At 37.9% G+C, this 17138-nt stretch carries 16 protein-coding genes; all 16 read right to left on the bottom strand.

The features are described 5' to 3' along the window. Nucleotides 1-37: 37 nt before the first annotated feature. The 16 genes from pqqE to trpA all read right to left on the bottom strand — a co-directional run bounded on the left by pqqE (nucleotide 38) and on the right by trpA (nucleotide 17132). The gene (pqqE, locus tag FIT63_RS03300) at nucleotides 38-1222 is read right to left on the bottom strand and encodes a pyrroloquinoline quinone biosynthesis protein PqqE (RefSeq protein ID WP_140006552.1); all 1185 of its coding nucleotides are present in this window, start codon (nucleotides 1220-1222) and stop codon (nucleotides 38-40) included. Between the two features lie 11 nt (nucleotides 1223-1233). Then, a complete protein-coding gene (gene pqqD, locus FIT63_RS03295; RefSeq protein ID WP_140006551.1) occupies nucleotides 1234-1512 on the bottom strand; it encodes a pyrroloquinoline quinone biosynthesis peptide chaperone PqqD in 279 nt (92 codons plus the stop codon). Between the two features lie 2 nt (nucleotides 1513-1514). Beyond that, on the bottom strand, nucleotides 1515-2249 hold the full coding sequence (pqqC, locus tag FIT63_RS03290) for a pyrroloquinoline-quinone synthase PqqC (protein WP_140006550.1): 735 nt from the start codon (nucleotides 2247-2249) through the stop codon (nucleotides 1515-1517). A 15-nt stretch (nucleotides 2250-2264) separates the two neighbouring features. Next, the gene (gene pqqB / locus FIT63_RS03285) at nucleotides 2265-3182 is read right to left on the bottom strand and encodes a pyrroloquinoline quinone biosynthesis protein PqqB (protein ID WP_140006549.1); all 918 of its coding nucleotides are present in this window, start codon (nucleotides 3180-3182) and stop codon (nucleotides 2265-2267) included. Between the two features lie 110 nt (nucleotides 3183-3292). Then, nucleotides 3293-4312 carry a 3-deoxy-7-phosphoheptulonate synthase gene (aroF, locus tag FIT63_RS03280; RefSeq protein ID WP_140006548.1) on the bottom strand — a complete coding sequence of 340 codons (1020 nt, stop codon included), beginning with the start codon at nucleotides 4310-4312 and terminating at the stop codon, nucleotides 3293-3295. Between the two features lie 12 nt (nucleotides 4313-4324). Continuing rightward, complete coding sequence (gene hisC, locus FIT63_RS03275; RefSeq protein ID WP_140006547.1) at nucleotides 4325-5419, bottom strand: histidinol-phosphate transaminase; 1095 nt, start codon at nucleotides 5417-5419, stop codon at nucleotides 4325-4327. Between the two features lie 47 nt (nucleotides 5420-5466). After that, complete coding sequence (pheA, locus tag FIT63_RS03270) at nucleotides 5467-6537, bottom strand: prephenate dehydratase (protein ID WP_140006546.1); 1071 nt, start codon at nucleotides 6535-6537, stop codon at nucleotides 5467-5469. 3 nt (nucleotides 6538-6540) lie between these two features. Beyond that, the gene (gene serC / locus FIT63_RS03265) at nucleotides 6541-7617 is read right to left on the bottom strand and encodes a 3-phosphoserine/phosphohydroxythreonine transaminase (protein WP_140006545.1); all 1077 of its coding nucleotides are present in this window, start codon (nucleotides 7615-7617) and stop codon (nucleotides 6541-6543) included. A gap of 13 nt (nucleotides 7618-7630) precedes the next feature. Continuing rightward, nucleotides 7631-10180 carry a DNA gyrase subunit A gene (gyrA, locus tag FIT63_RS03260; protein WP_140006544.1) on the bottom strand — a complete coding sequence of 850 codons (2550 nt, stop codon included), beginning with the start codon at nucleotides 10178-10180 and terminating at the stop codon, nucleotides 7631-7633. A gap of 86 nt (nucleotides 10181-10266) precedes the next feature. Next, on the bottom strand, nucleotides 10267-11439 hold the full coding sequence (locus FIT63_RS03255; protein ID WP_140006543.1) for an O-succinylhomoserine sulfhydrylase: 1173 nt from the start codon (nucleotides 11437-11439) through the stop codon (nucleotides 10267-10269). A gap of 175 nt (nucleotides 11440-11614) precedes the next feature. Then, on the bottom strand, nucleotides 11615-13144 hold the full coding sequence (gene purF, locus FIT63_RS03250; RefSeq protein ID WP_140006542.1) for an amidophosphoribosyltransferase: 1530 nt from the start codon (nucleotides 13142-13144) through the stop codon (nucleotides 11615-11617). A 15-nt stretch (nucleotides 13145-13159) separates the two neighbouring features. Then, nucleotides 13160-13657: a CvpA family protein gene (locus tag FIT63_RS03245; protein WP_140006541.1), complete on the bottom strand. Its 498-nt coding sequence runs from the start codon at nucleotides 13655-13657 to the stop codon at nucleotides 13160-13162. After that, a complete protein-coding gene (locus FIT63_RS03240) occupies nucleotides 13657-14175 on the bottom strand; it encodes an SPOR domain-containing protein (protein ID WP_140006540.1) in 519 nt (172 codons plus the stop codon). Before FIT63_RS03240 ends, FIT63_RS03245 begins: the two co-directional genes overlap by 1 nt. Nucleotides 14176-14178: 3 nt before the next feature. Continuing rightward, nucleotides 14179-15429 (bottom strand): bifunctional tetrahydrofolate synthase/dihydrofolate synthase, encoded by a 1251-nt coding sequence (folC, locus tag FIT63_RS03235; RefSeq protein ID WP_140006539.1) that lies wholly within the window; start codon nucleotides 15427-15429, stop codon nucleotides 14179-14181. A gap of 34 nt (nucleotides 15430-15463) precedes the next feature. Next, nucleotides 15464-16321 carry an acetyl-CoA carboxylase, carboxyltransferase subunit beta gene (accD, locus tag FIT63_RS03230; protein ID WP_140006538.1) on the bottom strand — a complete coding sequence of 286 codons (858 nt, stop codon included), beginning with the start codon at nucleotides 16319-16321 and terminating at the stop codon, nucleotides 15464-15466. Between the two features lie 16 nt (nucleotides 16322-16337). Next, nucleotides 16338-17132, bottom strand: a complete 795-nt coding sequence (gene trpA, locus FIT63_RS03225) for a tryptophan synthase subunit alpha (RefSeq protein WP_140006537.1) — start codon at nucleotides 17130-17132, stop codon at nucleotides 16338-16340. Nucleotides 17133-17138: the final 6 nt, after the last annotated feature.

Here is a 17138-nt window from a genome sequence, read left to right as displayed (position 1 = left end):
ATTTATGATTATAGAGGAAAGATGAAACTAAAAGATTTTAAGGTGTTGCGTGAAAGTCTTTAATTAAATCTTTTACTTCGCCAGAAATAATTTTCTTGGAATTTTTATCATTTCTAAAAAGAATCGGTTGCGCTTGAAGAACAGGATTTTTAGCATCTTCAATCGCTTTTTCTATGATGTGATGATTGGGCGACAAACTACATACTGGATCAGCACTCTCTGCGTCACCTGATAAAAGGAATGCTTGGCAGCGACAACCGCCCAAATCATTTTCTTTTTCAGGGCAGGTTCTGCAAGGTTCTTTCATCCAACTATCACCTCGATATCGGTTGAATGCTGGAGAATCTTGCCATGCCCACATAAGCCCTTTATGACGTACATTCGGGAATTCCATATTAGGCAATACGCGTGCTGAATGACAAGGTAGCACATCACCATTTGCAGTGACAATCATAAAGACCTCACCCCATCCATTCATACATTTCTTAGGACGATCTGAGAAATAATCAGGCACCACAAAGAAAACTTTCATTTTGTTGCCAACTTTTTCTCTAAATTCATTGGTGACTTTTTCTGCGTGATCAATTTGCTCTTTAGTGGGCATTAATTGATTACGATTTACAAGCGACCAGCCGTAATATTGGGTATTAGCAAGTTCAACATAATCTGCGCCTAAAGCTTCAGCCATCTCTAATATTTCTTTGATATGGCCAATGTTATAGCGATGGATCACAACGTTGAGTACCATAGGATAGCCATGGTTCTTGATCATTGCTGCGACTTTTTTCTTTAACTCAAATGTTTTGGTGTTTGTAATGAAGTTATTAATTTCTTCCGTAATGTCATGCATTGAGAGTTGAATATGGTCTAACCCACCCTCTTTAAATGCCTGAATTCTTTTTTCGGTTAAGCCTACACCTGAAGTAATAAGATTGCTGTAGTAGCCTAATTTTTTTGCTTCTATCACAATTTCTTCAATATCATCACGAAGCAGAGGCTCGCCGCCTGAAATGCCTAGTTGAAGTGCGCCTAATTTTCTTGCATCACGTAAAACATTAATCCACTGTTCTGTTGATAATTCATTCTGTGTATGTTTATCATAATCAGTAGGGTTGTAACAAAAAGCACAATGAAGTGGGCATCGATATGTGATTTCAGCTAGCAACCATAAAGGTTGAGTATGTGTAACAGATGCTGCTACACCATTATTTTGAATTGCCATCGTATATCCCCTTAATTAGCTTTCTCAATCCATGCTTTATCTAAAGCAAATTGGATCATAGATAAAATATCTTTTTCGATACCCTCTACATCTTTAAATTTTTCTTTTAGAGCATTTACAATTTGATCGACCGAGTTTTTTCCATCTACTAAACTTAATACTTCTCCCGCACTTCCATTTAATTTGACCATACCTTCAGGAAACAAAATAACATGAGATTGTTGTGCTTCTTCCCATTGAAATCGATGGTGCGCTGCAATTTTTAAAATGTCTTGGTGTTCGATCGCCATGTTTAGAATATAGGTTGCCTTAAGTAATCACGATCTTCAACTTTAATATTTGAAGAGGCGAGCATAATGGAATCTGCAATCACCCATAACACATTAAGTTTGAATTGAAGAATGTCTAATGCACGCTCTTGCATCGCGCGAGACTGACTAAAATAATCTAGTGTTACAGAGAGGCCTTGTTCCACATCACGCCTTGCTTCAGTTAAGCGTTTTTTGAAATAAGAGAGTCCAGATTCATTGATCCAGGGATAGACTTCAGGCCATGAACTTATACGCTGTTGATGAATATGTGGGGCAAATAATTCAGTAAGTGATGAGCAAACTGACTCTTGCCATGGTCTTTGTTTTGCAAAATTAATATAAGCATCAACTGCGAAACGAACACCAGGACTTACATGCTTTAAAGATGTGACATCTTCCCTTGCTAAACCAACTGCTTCACCTAATTTAATCCAAGCTTCTATTCCACCCACTGCATCATCCACACCATCATGATCTGTGATACGGACGATCCACTGTTTTCTGACTTCAACATCAGGGCAATTAGAGAGAATAGCTGCATCTTTTTGTGGAATACCAATTTGATAATAAAAGCGATTTAATACCCAGCATTGGAGTTGTTCTTTAGTGAGCTTTCCTTCATACATCATGACATGGAAAGGATGGTAGATATGATAACCCTTTCCCTTCTCACGAAGCTTTTCTTCAAACTCTGCTCTTGTCCAAATTTTATCCATGTCTAACGAATCCTTTTATAAAACAATATCCATACCATCGTATGCAACTTCTATGCCATGCTCAGTTAAGATAGCACGCTCTTTTGAATCTTCACGTAAAATTGGGTTTGTATTATTGATGTGTATAAGCACTTTTTTAGCTTTGGGGTAACGATCCAATACTTCAATCATACCGCCCTCACCCGATTGAGGATTATGGCCAATGTCTCGTGCCTTCTTTGTCATTAAACCCATATCAATCATTTCTGTATTCGTCCAGAAAGTACCGTCCACCATAATACAGTCTGCTTTTTCAAATAAAGGTGGTAAATGAGGTTCAATTTCACCTAAGCCTGGTGCGTAAAATAATCGTTTCTGTGTTTTTTTGTCTTCGATCAACATGCCAATCGTGTCACCTGGGTGTGGATTATTTCGATGCGGTGAATATGGGGGTGCGGCACTCTTTAACGCAACAGCAGTGAATGTAAGATTTTCTATTTTAGGTATTTCAAAGGAAGTTTTACCATCAGTCGAAATCTCGTGATGATTAATACCACAGTAGTGATCTAAAATTTTTAAAAGTGGATTACCTGTAGTGAGATCTTGATATACCATATTAGTAGAATAAAGCTCACGTTTTTGTGTGCCCTCGCGAAGCATCAACAAACCTGTTGTGTGATCAATTTGTGCATCAATAAGAACAATGGCTGAAATGCCACTATCACGAATAGCTCGACCGGGTTGTAAAGGTGGAAAGTCTTGAATTTGTTGCAACACATCAGGTGACGTATTAAAGAGCACCCAATGAACGCCATCAGAACTTACACAGATAGAAGACTGTGTGCGTTTTGTTGCCTTAATAGTGCCTTTTCGAAGACCGTCGCAGTTTTGACAATTACAATTCCACTGAGGAAATCCTCCACCCGCACCTGCGCCTAATACATGAATATGCATAGAACCTTGTCAATGAGACTAATATTTAATAATGAACTGATACTGAGGGAAAAGCACCTAATCTCATAGTGGAAATTAGCTAAATAGAACTCATGAAATCCATGAGTTCGTTAAAGAATTTCGCGGCCAATCACTTTAGCAATTCCTCTTAATTCACCCATGAGTGAAATAAGCTCTTCAGGATTAATAGCTTGATCTGCATCACACCATGCTTCACATGGATTAGGATGCATTTCAACTAAAAGACCATCAGCACCTGCAGCTATCGCCGCTCTAGATAATGCTGCCACCATCCATGCTTTACCACCTGCATGAGAAGGATCAACAATAACGGGAAGATGTGTTTCTTTCTTCAACACAGGGATTGCTGTGACATCCAATACATTTCTGTAATACGTTTCAAAAGTTCGAATACCACGTTCGCAGAAAATAATATTATGGTTGCCACCAGCTGCAATATATTCAGCAGCCATTAGCCACTCTGAAATCGTTGCTGACATGCCACGTTTTAAAATCACTGGCACGTTGACTTTACCAACTTCTTTTAGAAGCTCAAAGTTTTGCATGCTGCGGGTACCAATTTGAATCACATCCACTTTATATTTCATAAAGGTATCAAGTTGTCTTGCATCCATAAGCTCAGTCACAATAGGTAAACCTTCTTTGTCTGCAGCTTTTCTAAACATTTCTAAACCTTCAATACCTGTGCCTTGGAATGTATATGGACTTGTGCGTGGTTTAAAAGCTCCGCCCCGCATGAGTCTGACTCCAGCGGCTTTAACAGCTTTCGCAGATTTTTCCATCTGATCAGGTGTTTCAACAGAACACGGGCCTGAAATAATTTGAATTTGCTTACCGCCCATAAGATTGCCTTGGATATCAATCACGGTATCTTCTTTATGCCATTCACGCGCTACAATTTTATAAGGCTTAACAATATGGAGCGCCTGCTCAACACCAGGAAGAGACTCTAAAAGTTCTGGGTCAAGACTTCGCTCATCTCCAATCGCGCCGATGACTGTTCTTTCGGTGCCACGGGAAACGTTGGCTTCCAGTCCCTTTTCTTCTATGCGCTTAATAACCGATTCAATTTGCTCTTCGTTCGCAACGTTGCTCATTACAATAATCATGCTAGATCCTATTTAAATAATCGCTTCTAGTGCTTGAATAAATCTTTCGTTTTCTTCTTTAAGGCCTATGCTTACCCGCAAATAATCTGGCATTTCATAATTAGCCACTGGTCTAACTATGATACCCGTCTTTAATAAAGCTTCGTAGACTTGGGGTGCGTTATCTACTTTAAAACTAATGAAGTTACCAAAAGTAGGAATAAAACTTAACTTAAGCCTTCGGAAAGCTGATTCTAGTTGTTTTTTTCCATTATTATTCAGTATTTTACTCTCACTGACAAATGCGTCATCCATTAATGCAGCCACTGCAGCATCTTGCGCAAGACTATTCACATTAAAAGGCTGTCTCACTCGATTCATAAATTGAATAATCTCTGGATTCGATGCCCCAAAACCCACTCTTAATCCAGCTAAACCATAAGCTTTTGAGAAGCTTCTGGAAATAATTAAATTTGAAAACTGAGAAAGCCAGGAAAAACTCTCTGACTTATTCTCTATCTCCAAATATTCGTCGTAAGCCTCGTCCAATACCACAATAATATGAGATGGTACTTTTGTTAAAAAAGCTTTAAGTTCCTCTTTAGAGATGAGAGTACCTGTCGGATTATTGGGATTAGCAATGAAGATCATCTTAGTTTTTGAAGAAATTGCCGCAAACATTTTGGCAAGATCATGTGCAAAATCTTTGGCAGGAACTTTGACGCCAATAGCACCCATTGCTTGGGTTACAAGACTATAGACAGCAAAAGCATGTTGAGAAAAAATAACTTCATCTCCTACTTTTAAGAATGTACGCGAAGCTAATTCCAGAATATCGTTTGACCCGTTTCCAAAAATTAAACTCTCCGGATGTAGATTGAACTTAAGGCTGACAGCATTTTTAAGCCGAAAAGCATTGCCATCTGGATAACGATAAATTTGATCAATTGATTTTAAAATTACCTCGCGAGCTTTAGGGCTCATACCTAAGGGATTTTCATTAGAAGCTAACTTTACAATGGAGGACTCTTCTAAGTGATGCTCGCGCGCAACCTCAGAGATTGGTTTGCCGCCTTGATAAGGTGCAATATCACAAATATATGTTGGAATTAAAGATTGAATCGACATAATAAAAAATTAAAAAATCTTAAATGGAAAACTGGGGCATAAATCCATTAAGTCAAATTAGACTGTGGATAGGACCCTAAAACTTTTAAGAATGGAGCTTTAGATTCAATTTCTTTGAGCGAGTCTGCTACTTTTGAATCAGACATATGCCCTTCAATATCAATAAAGAAAACATACTCCCAAAGACCTGCTTTTGAAGGTCGGGACTCAAGTTTAGTCATGCTCACTTTATTTTTCGCAAAAGGCTCAATCATGGATGCAATCGCTCCCGGCTGATTTTTTGCAGCCACAATAATCGAGGTTTTATCTAATCCAGAAGGCTTAACTTCGTGATTGGAAATTACCAAGAATCGAGTGGAGTTCTTGGGATCATCTTCTATATTTTCAGCGAGTAGAGGGACATTAAATAATGCTGCAGCGCGGTTACTTGCAACAGCAGCGACACCCTTTTCTTTCGATACAATTTTTACAGCTTCAGCGTTACTTGAAACAGATTGTAATTCGATGCCTGGAGCATGATTAAGCAACCACTGATGGCACTGCGATAATGATTGTGTATGTGAATAGATTTTCTTAATACTCGATACATCTTTTTCATTGCTAATTAAATTATGATGCACAGGTAAAATAATTTCAGCACATATCATCGTGTTTGATGTAAGAAGCAAATCAAGCGTTCGATTAATAGCGCCTTCAGTCGAATTTTCAACTGGAACAACACCATAATGTGCTTTATGAGATTCCACAAGATGAAACACTTCATCAATGCTTGACGTTTGAATGGGTTCAATTGATTCACCAAACTGCTTCATGGAAGCTTCTTCGCTAAATGTACCAAGCGGTCCTAAGAATGCAACGGTGATTTGTTTTTCTAAGGCTCTGCAATTAGACATAATGCTCTTGTAGATGCTTTCGATACTTTCGTTAGAAAGTGGTCCTTGATTTTGCTCAACCAAACGACGTAAGACTTGAGCCTCACGTTCTGGACGATAAATCACACCGTCTGTTTTTAGACTTCCAATGTTAGATGCTAATGCTGCCCTTTTAGAAATAAGATCTAAAAGTTCATTATCAATTTTATCAATTGCATCTCTTAAGTTTTTTAAATCATCTGTCATATATTAGTGCGACTTTTCAAAATCTTTCATGTAATCAACTAGAACTTGAATACCTTCAATCGGCATAGCATTGTAGATTGAAGCCCTAATGCCACCTACAAGACGATGGCCTTTTAAACCGATCATACCTAAATTTTCAGCACCTGTTACAAAAGAAGCATGTAAATCCTCATTTTGAATTCTAAATGGTACGTTCATACGCGAACGGTTTTTGATATCAATAGGATTTGTGTAGAAATCTGTTGAATCGATATAGTTATACAACAATTCAGCTTTTTTAATATTTTGCTTTTCAATCGCACTAAGGCCACCGAGTTCAATTAACCACTCAAACACTAGGCCAGCCATATAAATACTATAAGTCGTCGGTGTATTAATCATAGATTGATTCTCAGCTTGCGTCTTCCAGTTGAAAACGGAGGGTGTTAATGGTGAAGCCACTTCTAATAAATCATCTCTAACAATTACAATTGTAAGACCTGCAGGGCCAATATTTTTTTGCGCACCAGCATAAATAACTCCAAATTGACTAATATCAACTGGTCTTGAAAGGATGTGAGACGACATATCGGCAATGACTGGAATCGTCTTAATAGATGGCATATCAAAATATTCAACGCCATGTATCGTTTCATTAGAGCAGAAGTGGACGTATGAAGCTGAAGGATCTATCTTCCAATCGTTTAGATCTGGGGCTTTCGCGTAACCAATCGATTCAGAAGAAGCAGCGATAGACATGTCACCAAAAGGAAGAGCGTCTTGGTAAGTGCGTTTAGACCAATAACCACTCACAACATAATTAGCTTTTTTTCCATTGAGAAGGTTCAAAGGCACCATTGAATTTTGAGCAATCGCACCACCTTGAAGAAAAAGTACCTTGTAATTTTTAGGTACATTAAAAAGCGATCTAAAATCACTTTCCACTTTCTCAAAGATCGACATGTAATGCTTGCCACGGTGTGACATTTCCATCACAGACAATCCTGTATCATGCCAATCAATCATTTCAGCTTGCGCTCGAAGCATCACTGACTTGGGTAATACAGCTGGACCGGCTGAGAAGTTATAAGAATATTTCATGATGAATTAAAAGCTATCCCTCTAAATCTTCATCAGCTTCTACAATCTTCTCGAGGCCTGATAATTTTTCATTCTCACCTAAATTAATTAATGTGACGCCTTGAGTCGCACGACCTAATTCGCGAATTTCACTTACACGTGTTCGAATAAGTACACCACCTGTCGTAATCAACATAATCTCATCTTCGTCGTTCACAAGTTTTGCAGCAACAACAAGGCCATTACGTTCACTTACTTGAATCGCTTTAACACCTTGTGTGGCTCGACCAGAATGTCTAAAGTCAGATAAAACAGTTCGTTTTCCATAGCCATTTTCAGTTGCAACTAACATAGATTGTTGATCATCGCTTGCGATAAGAAGGGATAGCACTTGTTGGTCTTCTTGTAATTTCATACCACGAACACCTCGAGTATTTCGACCCATACTCCTTACATCTTCTTCGTCAAACCAAACAGCTTTACCGCCATTTGAGACTAAAACAATATCGTTGGATCCGTCAGTAATTTCAGCGCCAATTAAAAAGTCATTATCATCGAGATTAATTGCGATGATGCCTGACTTACGTGGATTTGAAAAATCTGTAAGCGGTGTTTTTTTAACTGTACCTAATGCAGTGGCCATAAAAATATAATGCTTATCATCAAATTCTTTAATAGGAAGAATCGCATTAATTTTTTCACCCTCTTGGAGAGGGAATAAATTAACAATAGGTTTACCACGACTTGTGCGACTGCCCTGTGGAACCTCGTAAACTTTTAACCAATACACTTGTCCACGACTTGAAAAACATAGAATATTATCGTGTGTATTTGCTACAAACATTTTATCGATAAAATCATCATCTTTTGTCGTTGCTGCTTGCTTGCCTCTGCCACCTCTTTTTTGGGCACGATACTCATCTAACACTTGTGATTTAATATAGCCTGTATGAGAAAGTGTGACGACTACATCCTCAGGTGTAATTAAATCTTCAGTGGATAAATCTAAAGCATTCTCTACAATTTCACTTCGACGTTTGTCACCATATTGATCTTTAATCACCTTCAATTCATCGACGATAATTGCAGTGACTCTTGCAGGTGTTGCTAAAATATCAAGAAAATCTGTAATAACATTCATAATCTCTTTATATTCATTAACAATTTTTTCTTGTTCTAACCCTGTTAAGCGTTGTAATCTTAATTGCAGAATTTCTTGTGCTTGAACATCTGATAACTTATAGCCTGAATCAGTCAATCCAAATTCTTTAGACAATCCTTCAGGTCTAGAAAACTCCATGGCAGCACCATTCAACATCGCCTCTACAACAGAAGATTTCCATGTGCGCGCTATCAATTCTCTCTTAGCATCTGGCGGTGTTGGAGCAGCCTTGATAATTTTAATCATTTCATCGACGTTAGCTAATGCGACTGCTAAACCTTCTAACATGTGGCCACGTTCGCGTGCTTTTCTTAATTCAAATACAGTTTTTCTTGTAGTAACTTCACGACGGTGCCTTAAAAAGGCATCTAAAATTTGTTTTAAGTTAAGAAGTTTTGGCTGGCCATCAATGAGCGCTACCATGTTCATACCAAAACTATCTTGAAGCTGTGTTTGCTTATAAAGATTATTTAAAACAACATCAGGATTCTCTCCGCGCTTTAATTCAATCACAACACGCATACCTGATTTGTCTGACTCATCTCTTAAATCTGAAATGCCTTCAATCTTTTTATCGTTTACAAGTTCAGCAATCTTCTCGATGAATGTTTTTTTGTTAACTTGATACGGAAGTTCATCAACGATTAATGCTTCACGGTTACCTTTATCGAGCTTTTCAACGTGCGTTCTTCCCCGCATAACAACACGACCACGACCTGTTCTGTAGCCTTCTTTAACGCCTGAAGTGCCATGAATGATCCCGGCTGTAGGGAAATCTGGTGCTGGTATTAATTTAATCAATGCATCAATCGATGACTCAGGTTTTTCTAGCAGTAATAAACACGCATTTACAACTTCATTTAAATTATGAGGTGGAATATTGGTCGCCATGCCCACAGCAATACCAGAGCTTCCGTTGATAAGAAGATTTGGAATACGCGCCGGCATAATAAGAGGTTCTTGTTCAGAGCCGTCATAATTAGGACCGAAATTTACTGTCTCTTTATCAATATCTTCTAAAAGCTCATGTGCAATTTTAGACATACGGATTTCCGTATATCTCATAGCAGCAGCATTATCGCCATCCACTGAGCCAAAATTTCCCTGACCATCGACTAACATATATCGCAAGCTAAAATCCTGCGCCATACGAACAATCGTATCGTACACAGCTGTATCACCATGTGGATGGTATTTACCAATCACATCACCGACAATACGCGCTGATTTTTTATAAGGTTTATTAAAGTCGTTATTAAGTTCATGCATCGCAAAAAGTACACGACGGTGAACAGGCTTTAATCCGTCTCTGACATCTGGAAGTGCTCGTCCAACAATGACGCTCATGGCGTAGTCAAGATAAGAGCGTTTCATCTCATCTTCAAGGCTGATTGGGATGGTTTCTTTAGCAAATTGATTCATAGGATTTAGATCGATAATTTAAGTAGAAAACTACCCAAATTTTAGCATGTAGCAGGGCTGTATTTATGCCCTGCTAAAGGTATTTTTTAGCGCGAAAGACTAGACAAATCAGCTTTTAGGTCCTCTATATCCTCAAGGCCTACAGCGATTCTAACAAGATTGTCCTTGATGCCAGCTTTTTGACGCTCTTCAGGGCTGACTCTTGAATGTGTCGTTGTTGTCGGATGTGTAATTGTAGATTTAACATCTCCTAAATTAGCAGTAATCGAGATCAATCGAGTTGAATCAATTAAGCTCCATGCCTCTTTTTGCCCACCTTTTACCTCAAAAGACACAATAGCTCCGCCCGTTTTTTGCTGTGTTAAAGCAAGTTTATGCTGCGGATGAGAGGCTAATCCGGGATAGTAAACACGATCGATCTGGGGCTGCGACTCAAGCCAAGAAGCTAAATGAAGTGCATTCTTAGAATGAGCGTCCATGCGAACAGATAACGTTTCTAAACCCTTTAAAAAAACCCAGGCATTAAATGCGCTCATTGTAGGTCCTGCTGACCTTAGGAATTGGTAAATCGGCTCAATCGTTTTTTTATCTGCCAATACTGCGCCTCCTAAACAACGCCCCTGTCCATCAAGATACTTAGTAGCAGAATGAATAATAATGTCGGCGCCCAATAACAAGGGTCTTTGAAGCGCAGGCGAACAAAAACAATTATCCACAATCAATTTAATATCTTTTTGATGTGCAATTTTTGAAAGAGCATTGATGTCGGTCACTTCAGTCAATGGATTAGACGGGGTCTCTACAAAAAAAAGTTTTGTGTTTTTTTGGATAGCATCTTCCCACTCATTAAGATTGGTGAGCGATACAAAAGTAATCTCCAAACCCCAGCGCTTTAAAATATTACTAAAGAGTTGTACGGTAGTACCAAAAATACTTCGAGAGGCCACGATATGTTCCCCAGTAGAACATAGGCCCATAATGATTGCCAAAATAGCTGACATGCCGCTTGAAGTCGCTACACATGCTTCACTACCTTCCATAGCTGCGAGGCGATCTTGAAACATTGTGACTGTAGGATTCGTAAATCGAGAATAGATATTGCCAGGCTCAGTACCCGCAAATCTAGCAGCAGCTTGGGCAGATGAATCAAACACATAGCTTGAAGTTAAAAAGATAGCCTCAGAATTCTCACCGAACTCAGATCGTAATGAGCCAGCCCGAATCGCTTGTGTATCATATTTCCATGGATCGTTATTCATAATCTGTTACCTTTTTTGGGCACAAAAAAACCCGTTTCACAAAAAACTAAAACGGGACAGACCTCGCTTTAGCTGTATTTTTAACGCGCCCGCAAGCTGAGAAATAACTTTATCACTCAAATCAGCGCAGTTCAATTATGCACGATAAAAAAAATACGTCAAGAAACGCTTATCATTAAACTGCTTCTTCTTCATCTTTAATTAAATTTAAATCCATTTGTATGCTGCCATTTGATGGCTTGTCAGACATATTAGAATCAGCACGAAGCGTTTCGATATTTTTTAAATAATATTCATCAATATCGCCTGTAATATATTTGCCATCAAAACAAGAAGCATCAAATTTTTTAAGTTTTGGATTAATCGATGCAATGTTCTCAATAAGCGCATCAAGGTCTTGATAAATTAATTCATCTGCACCAATTTCTTCTCGAATTTCTTCGTCTGTTTTATTGGGTGCTAGTAATTCATTTCGTGATGGCATGTCAATACCATAAACATTAGGAAATCTGACAGGTGGCGCTGCTGACACTAAATAAACTTTTTTAGCGCCCGCCTCTCTAGCCATCTGAACAATCTCTTTTGATGTTGTACCTCGAACAATCGAATCATCTACCAAAAGCACATTCTTATCTTGGAATTCTATTTTAATAGGATTAAGTTTTTGTCGTACTGATTTTTCTCTTAATGCTTGACCAGGCATGATAAACGTACGACCAATATAGCGATTTTTAATAAAACCTTCACGATAATCTAGACCTAATTCGAGTGCGAGCTGTAAAGCGCTTGGCCTACTAGTATCAGGAATGGGAATTACAACATCGATATCTAAATGAGCCCAAGCTTTTTTAATTTTTTGCGCTAATGTCTTACCCATATTAAGTCGTGTTTGATAGACTGAAATACCATCGATTACAGAGTCAGGCCTTGCAAGATAGACATACTCGAATATACACGGATGATGATTAGGTTTTGCGCATTGTTTAGAATAAAAATTACCATTCATATCAATGAAGACCGCTTCACCCGGCTCTACATCCCTTACTAATTTAAATCCTAATACATCAATTGCAACACTTTCAGATGCCACCATGTATTCAATACCTTGTGGGGTTTCATGTTTACCGATCACAAGTGGGCGAATACCGTGAGGGTCTCTAAATGCAAGAAGTCCAAAATTAGCAATCATTGAAACTACAGCATATGCTCCTTTGCATCGCTTATGAACCGAAGTGACAGCGTCGAAAACAACGTCACTATTAAGTAAAGTGCTCTTTGCTGATTGCTCAATTTCATGCGCCAACACATTAAGTAAAACTTCTGAATCTGATGTGGTATTAATATGACGAAGGTCTTGTCTAAAAATATCTTCTTTAAGCTTTTCGGCATTTGTTAAATTACCGTTATGTCCTAAGACAATTCCAAAGGGTGAATTTACATAAAATGGTTGGGCTTCTGCAGCTGAAGAGGAGCCTGCTGTGGGATAACGGACATGTGCAATACCTGCATTACCGATAAGATTTCGCATATGGCGTGTATGAAATACATCTTTCACAAGACCATTATTTTTGTGCATGAAAAAAGTATTGCCGTCACAGGTGACAATACCAGCAGCATCTTGACCCCGATGCTGGAGGACTAATAAGCCATCATAAAGTAGCTGATTAACAGGATTTTTGCCGACTATTCCAAGGATTCCACACATTTCAGCGCCTTAAAATTATGTTCGTTGTGAATATTTTACATGCTTAAGGATATCAAGTGGCAAATAAACATCCACCATAGCTGTAAAAGACTCAAAATAAGGTTTAATCAAGGCATCTTGCCAAGCAGAATTTTTTTCAAATGAGGTTGACTGAATAACAAAATGACAGACAAGCCCAATAAGGAGGGCGCGAAGAAGTCCAAACATGCCACCTAATAAAATATTAGGAAGTGTTAGTCCGGTATATTTAATAAATTTATTCAAGATAGCAATGACACCCATGGACGAAACAAGAACAGATATAAAAATCAGAAAATAAGCAATTAAATCACGAAATGATTCAGTATCAATCCAATGTAATTTGGAAGCTAGTATGGGAGAAAAAGATTGCGCTAAGTAGAAAGCAAAAAACCAAGCAATGATGGAAAGAAGTTCGCGAATAAACCCACGATAACAACCTAGAAGAGAAGAGATGACAATGGTAATGAAGAAACCATAATCAACAAAAGTCATTAACTAGTCTTCTTGATAATGCCGGGGATTCCTGCATTCTTAATTTTAAGTAATGTTTCTTTTGCCAAAGCTTCAGTTTTAAATTCATCGGTAATCAATCTCACCTTATCCGCGCCATTAACTTTGATCGCTTCACTTTTAGTTTGAATGTTTAATTGATTTAATTTTTGCTGAAGGGCTTGAATTTTTTCATTATCTGAAAAAATACCAAACTGAATATACATACCACTACTAGGGAGTATTACTGCTTCTTTTTTAATTTGGGAGCCTGATGATTCTAGAATCTCTTGTTTAGTCTCTGGCAGTTTAATGCTTTCAACATTTACGTCAACAATTTCAGGGCTACTTTCCATTGAAATTTTAATAGGCTCGGTAGGTCCTTCTTCATTACGATTTTTTAAAACAAAAGGAGCTGAGATAAGAAGAATAAATAAAATGACACTTGCGCCAAGGAGTCTTTTTTTAGCCTGACTAATCAGTTTGTCTTCTTGAGGTTGTATTGAGTTGTCTTCGCTCATAGTTTAGGAAATAATTTTCATAATATCTGCAACGGCAAAGAAAGAACCGAATACAATTATTCTATCATTTCTCGTGACTTCCTTGGATGCAAATTGATAAGCTTCTTGTATATTCTTAAATGCCTCTATATGAGCAGATAGATTAATTTTTTGAATAGTATTGGAAATATTTTCAATACTTGCAGCCCTCTCGTTCTGAATTTCTGCAATAAACCAATCATCAATATCAAGATTTAATTCATTAATGACACCAAAAATATCTTTGTCTTTAAGTATCGAGAATACTGCAATTGTTTTACCAAGCACAACATGCGTTTTGAGGTTGTGACTTAAAGATCTTGCAGCCTGCGGGTTGTGAGCTACATCAAGAATCAAAGAAGGCATTTTTTTGACCTCCTGAAATCTGCCTGGTAATAAAGTCAATGTAATTCCCTTTTGAATTGAAATTTCAGTTAAAGGCAATTTATCTTCCATAGCTTTAACTGCCATAAGTGCATTTGTTGCATTGGCTAACTGAAAATCACCTTGTAATTTAGGCAAGGGTAGGTTCATTACAAAAGTTGAATCAATTAAAAAATCAAACGAATCATGATGGGCTTCATAACCAAAATCTTTACCTATAATTTTTAAATCAGCATGAATTAATTCAGCATGCTTTATTAAAGATTGCGGCGGATCGAAGTCGCCACAAATAGAAGTCTTTTCAGTACGGTAAATGCCCGCTTTCTCGAATCCAATAGCTTCTCTTGTGTGCCCTAAATAATCCATATGATCAAGATCAACAGTTGTGACAATGGCACAATCGGCATCAAAAACATTTACAGCATCTAATCTGCCTCCTAAACCTACTTCTAGAATAGCAACGTCTACATGGGCCTCTGAAAAAATAATCATAGCGGCAATTGTCCCGTATTCGAAGTATGTAAGTGTTACGTCTTCTCTTGCTGATTCAATTCTTGAAAATGCCTCACAAATAACTTCATCCGAAACAGCAAGAGTTTGAATTTTAATGCGCTCATTAAAATTTAAAAAATGTGGCGAGGTATAACAAGCAACTTTATAACCAGCTTCTCTATATATAGATTCTAGAATGCTACAAGTAGAGCCTTTGCCATTAGTGCCGCCAACAGTAAGAATAGGAAAAGAAATGTCTAAATTTAAACGCTCAATAACAATCTTGATGCGCTCTAGTGTGAGGTCAATCGTAGATGGATGAATTGATTCGATGTACCCTAGCCAATCGGTAAGATTCATAGGGTGTTTATGCAAAGACTTAGAGGGAGTTAAATTAATTTTTAGATAATTTAGATATTAAATTAGTAAGCTTCTTCTTCATGACGCGGCGATCTACAATCATATCAATAGCGCCATGTGTTAGAAGAAATTCAGAGCGCTGAAATCCTTCAGGTAGCTTTTCTCTGACAGTTTGTTCAATTACACGAGGACCAGCAAAACCAATCAATGCTTTAGGTTCAGCAATAATTACATCACCGAGCATTGCAAAACTAGCAGATACACCACCCATAGTTGGGTCAGTAAGAACTGAAAAATAGGGTAATTTAGCTTCGCTTAACTTAGTTAAAGCAGCACTTGTTTTTGCCATTTGCATAAGTGATAGCAATCCTTCTTGCATCCTGGCGCCGCCACTAGCAGAGACACATATGAATGTTGCTTTAGCTTTAATCGCAGCTTGAACACCGCGCACAAATTTTTCACCCACTACTGAGCCCATAGACCCACCCATAAATTTAAATTCAAAAGCGGCTACTACAACGGGATTACCCTCCATTAAACCTTGCATCACAACTATAGCGTCTTTTTCATTCAAGTCCTTTTGTGATGACTTAATGCGATCAGCATAACTTTGCGTATCATTAAACTTCAAGGAATCTAAAGGCTGAATTAACGCACCGATTTCTTTCCTTTTGTCTTTATCTAACAAAGTATCTATGCGTGCACGTGCTGAAATTCGATTATGAAAGGAACATTTTGGACAAACTTCCATATTTTGCTCAAGGTCTGTTCGATAAAGCACAGCCTGGCAAGAGGGGCATTTGCACCACAAACCTTCGGGAATATTTTTTTTAGATACGCTTCCAACAATACGTTTTATTTTTGGAGGTAGAACATCTTTTAGCCAGCTCATAGATTTATCCGAATCATTAGTTAACTGCTTCTCTTAATTCTTGCATTAACTTCGAAATATTTTGAATTAAATTTTCTTGATTTGAATTCTCAATTTCCTGAACCATACGACTACCAACGACAACCGCATCAGAAATTTTAGCAACCTCTTTTGCTGTTGCTGCATCTCTCACTCCAAAGCCAACACCAATTGGAAGATCTGTTAATTCCCGAATCATACCCACTTTGGATTTTACTTGCTCAATATCAATATTGGCAGCTCCTGTAACGCCCTTCAATGAAACATAATATAAAAAACCAGAGGCTTGCTCGATAATTAATTTTACTCTGTTCAATTCGGAGGTTGGAGATAGTAAAAAAATACTATCAATATTTTTTTCTTTAAGAAGTTTTGTAAATTGCATGCACTCTTCGGGCGGATAATCTACAGTAATAATGCCATCCACATCTGCAGTTTTAGCTCTTTCCACAAAAGCCTCTGCGCCAATCGCTTCGATAGGATTAGCATAGCCCATTAAAATAATAGGTGTTTGAGTGTCCTTTTCTCTAAAAGCTTTAACTATTTTAAATACATGAGATAAACCTACATGATGCGCTAGAGCTCTTTCGCTTGCTCTTTGGATCGTAGGACCATCTGCCATTGGGTCTGAAAAAGGAATACCTAATTCAATCATGTCAGCACCCGAATCTACCAGAGCATGCATCATAGAGAGGGTTAGATCAGGATGAGGATCACCGGCTGTAATATAAGGGATTAAAGCTTTTTTATTTTTTTCTTTAAGCTTTATAAATGTATTTGTAATTCTCGACATATAAAC

It is taken from the genome of Candidatus Methylopumilus planktonicus, from assembly GCF_006364715.1.
Classification (GTDB): Bacteria; Pseudomonadota; Gammaproteobacteria; order Burkholderiales; family Methylophilaceae; genus Methylopumilus; species Methylopumilus planktonicus_A.
Note: the sequence above shows the minus strand (reverse complement) of the source record. Positions and strands in the feature narration are given on the sequence as shown.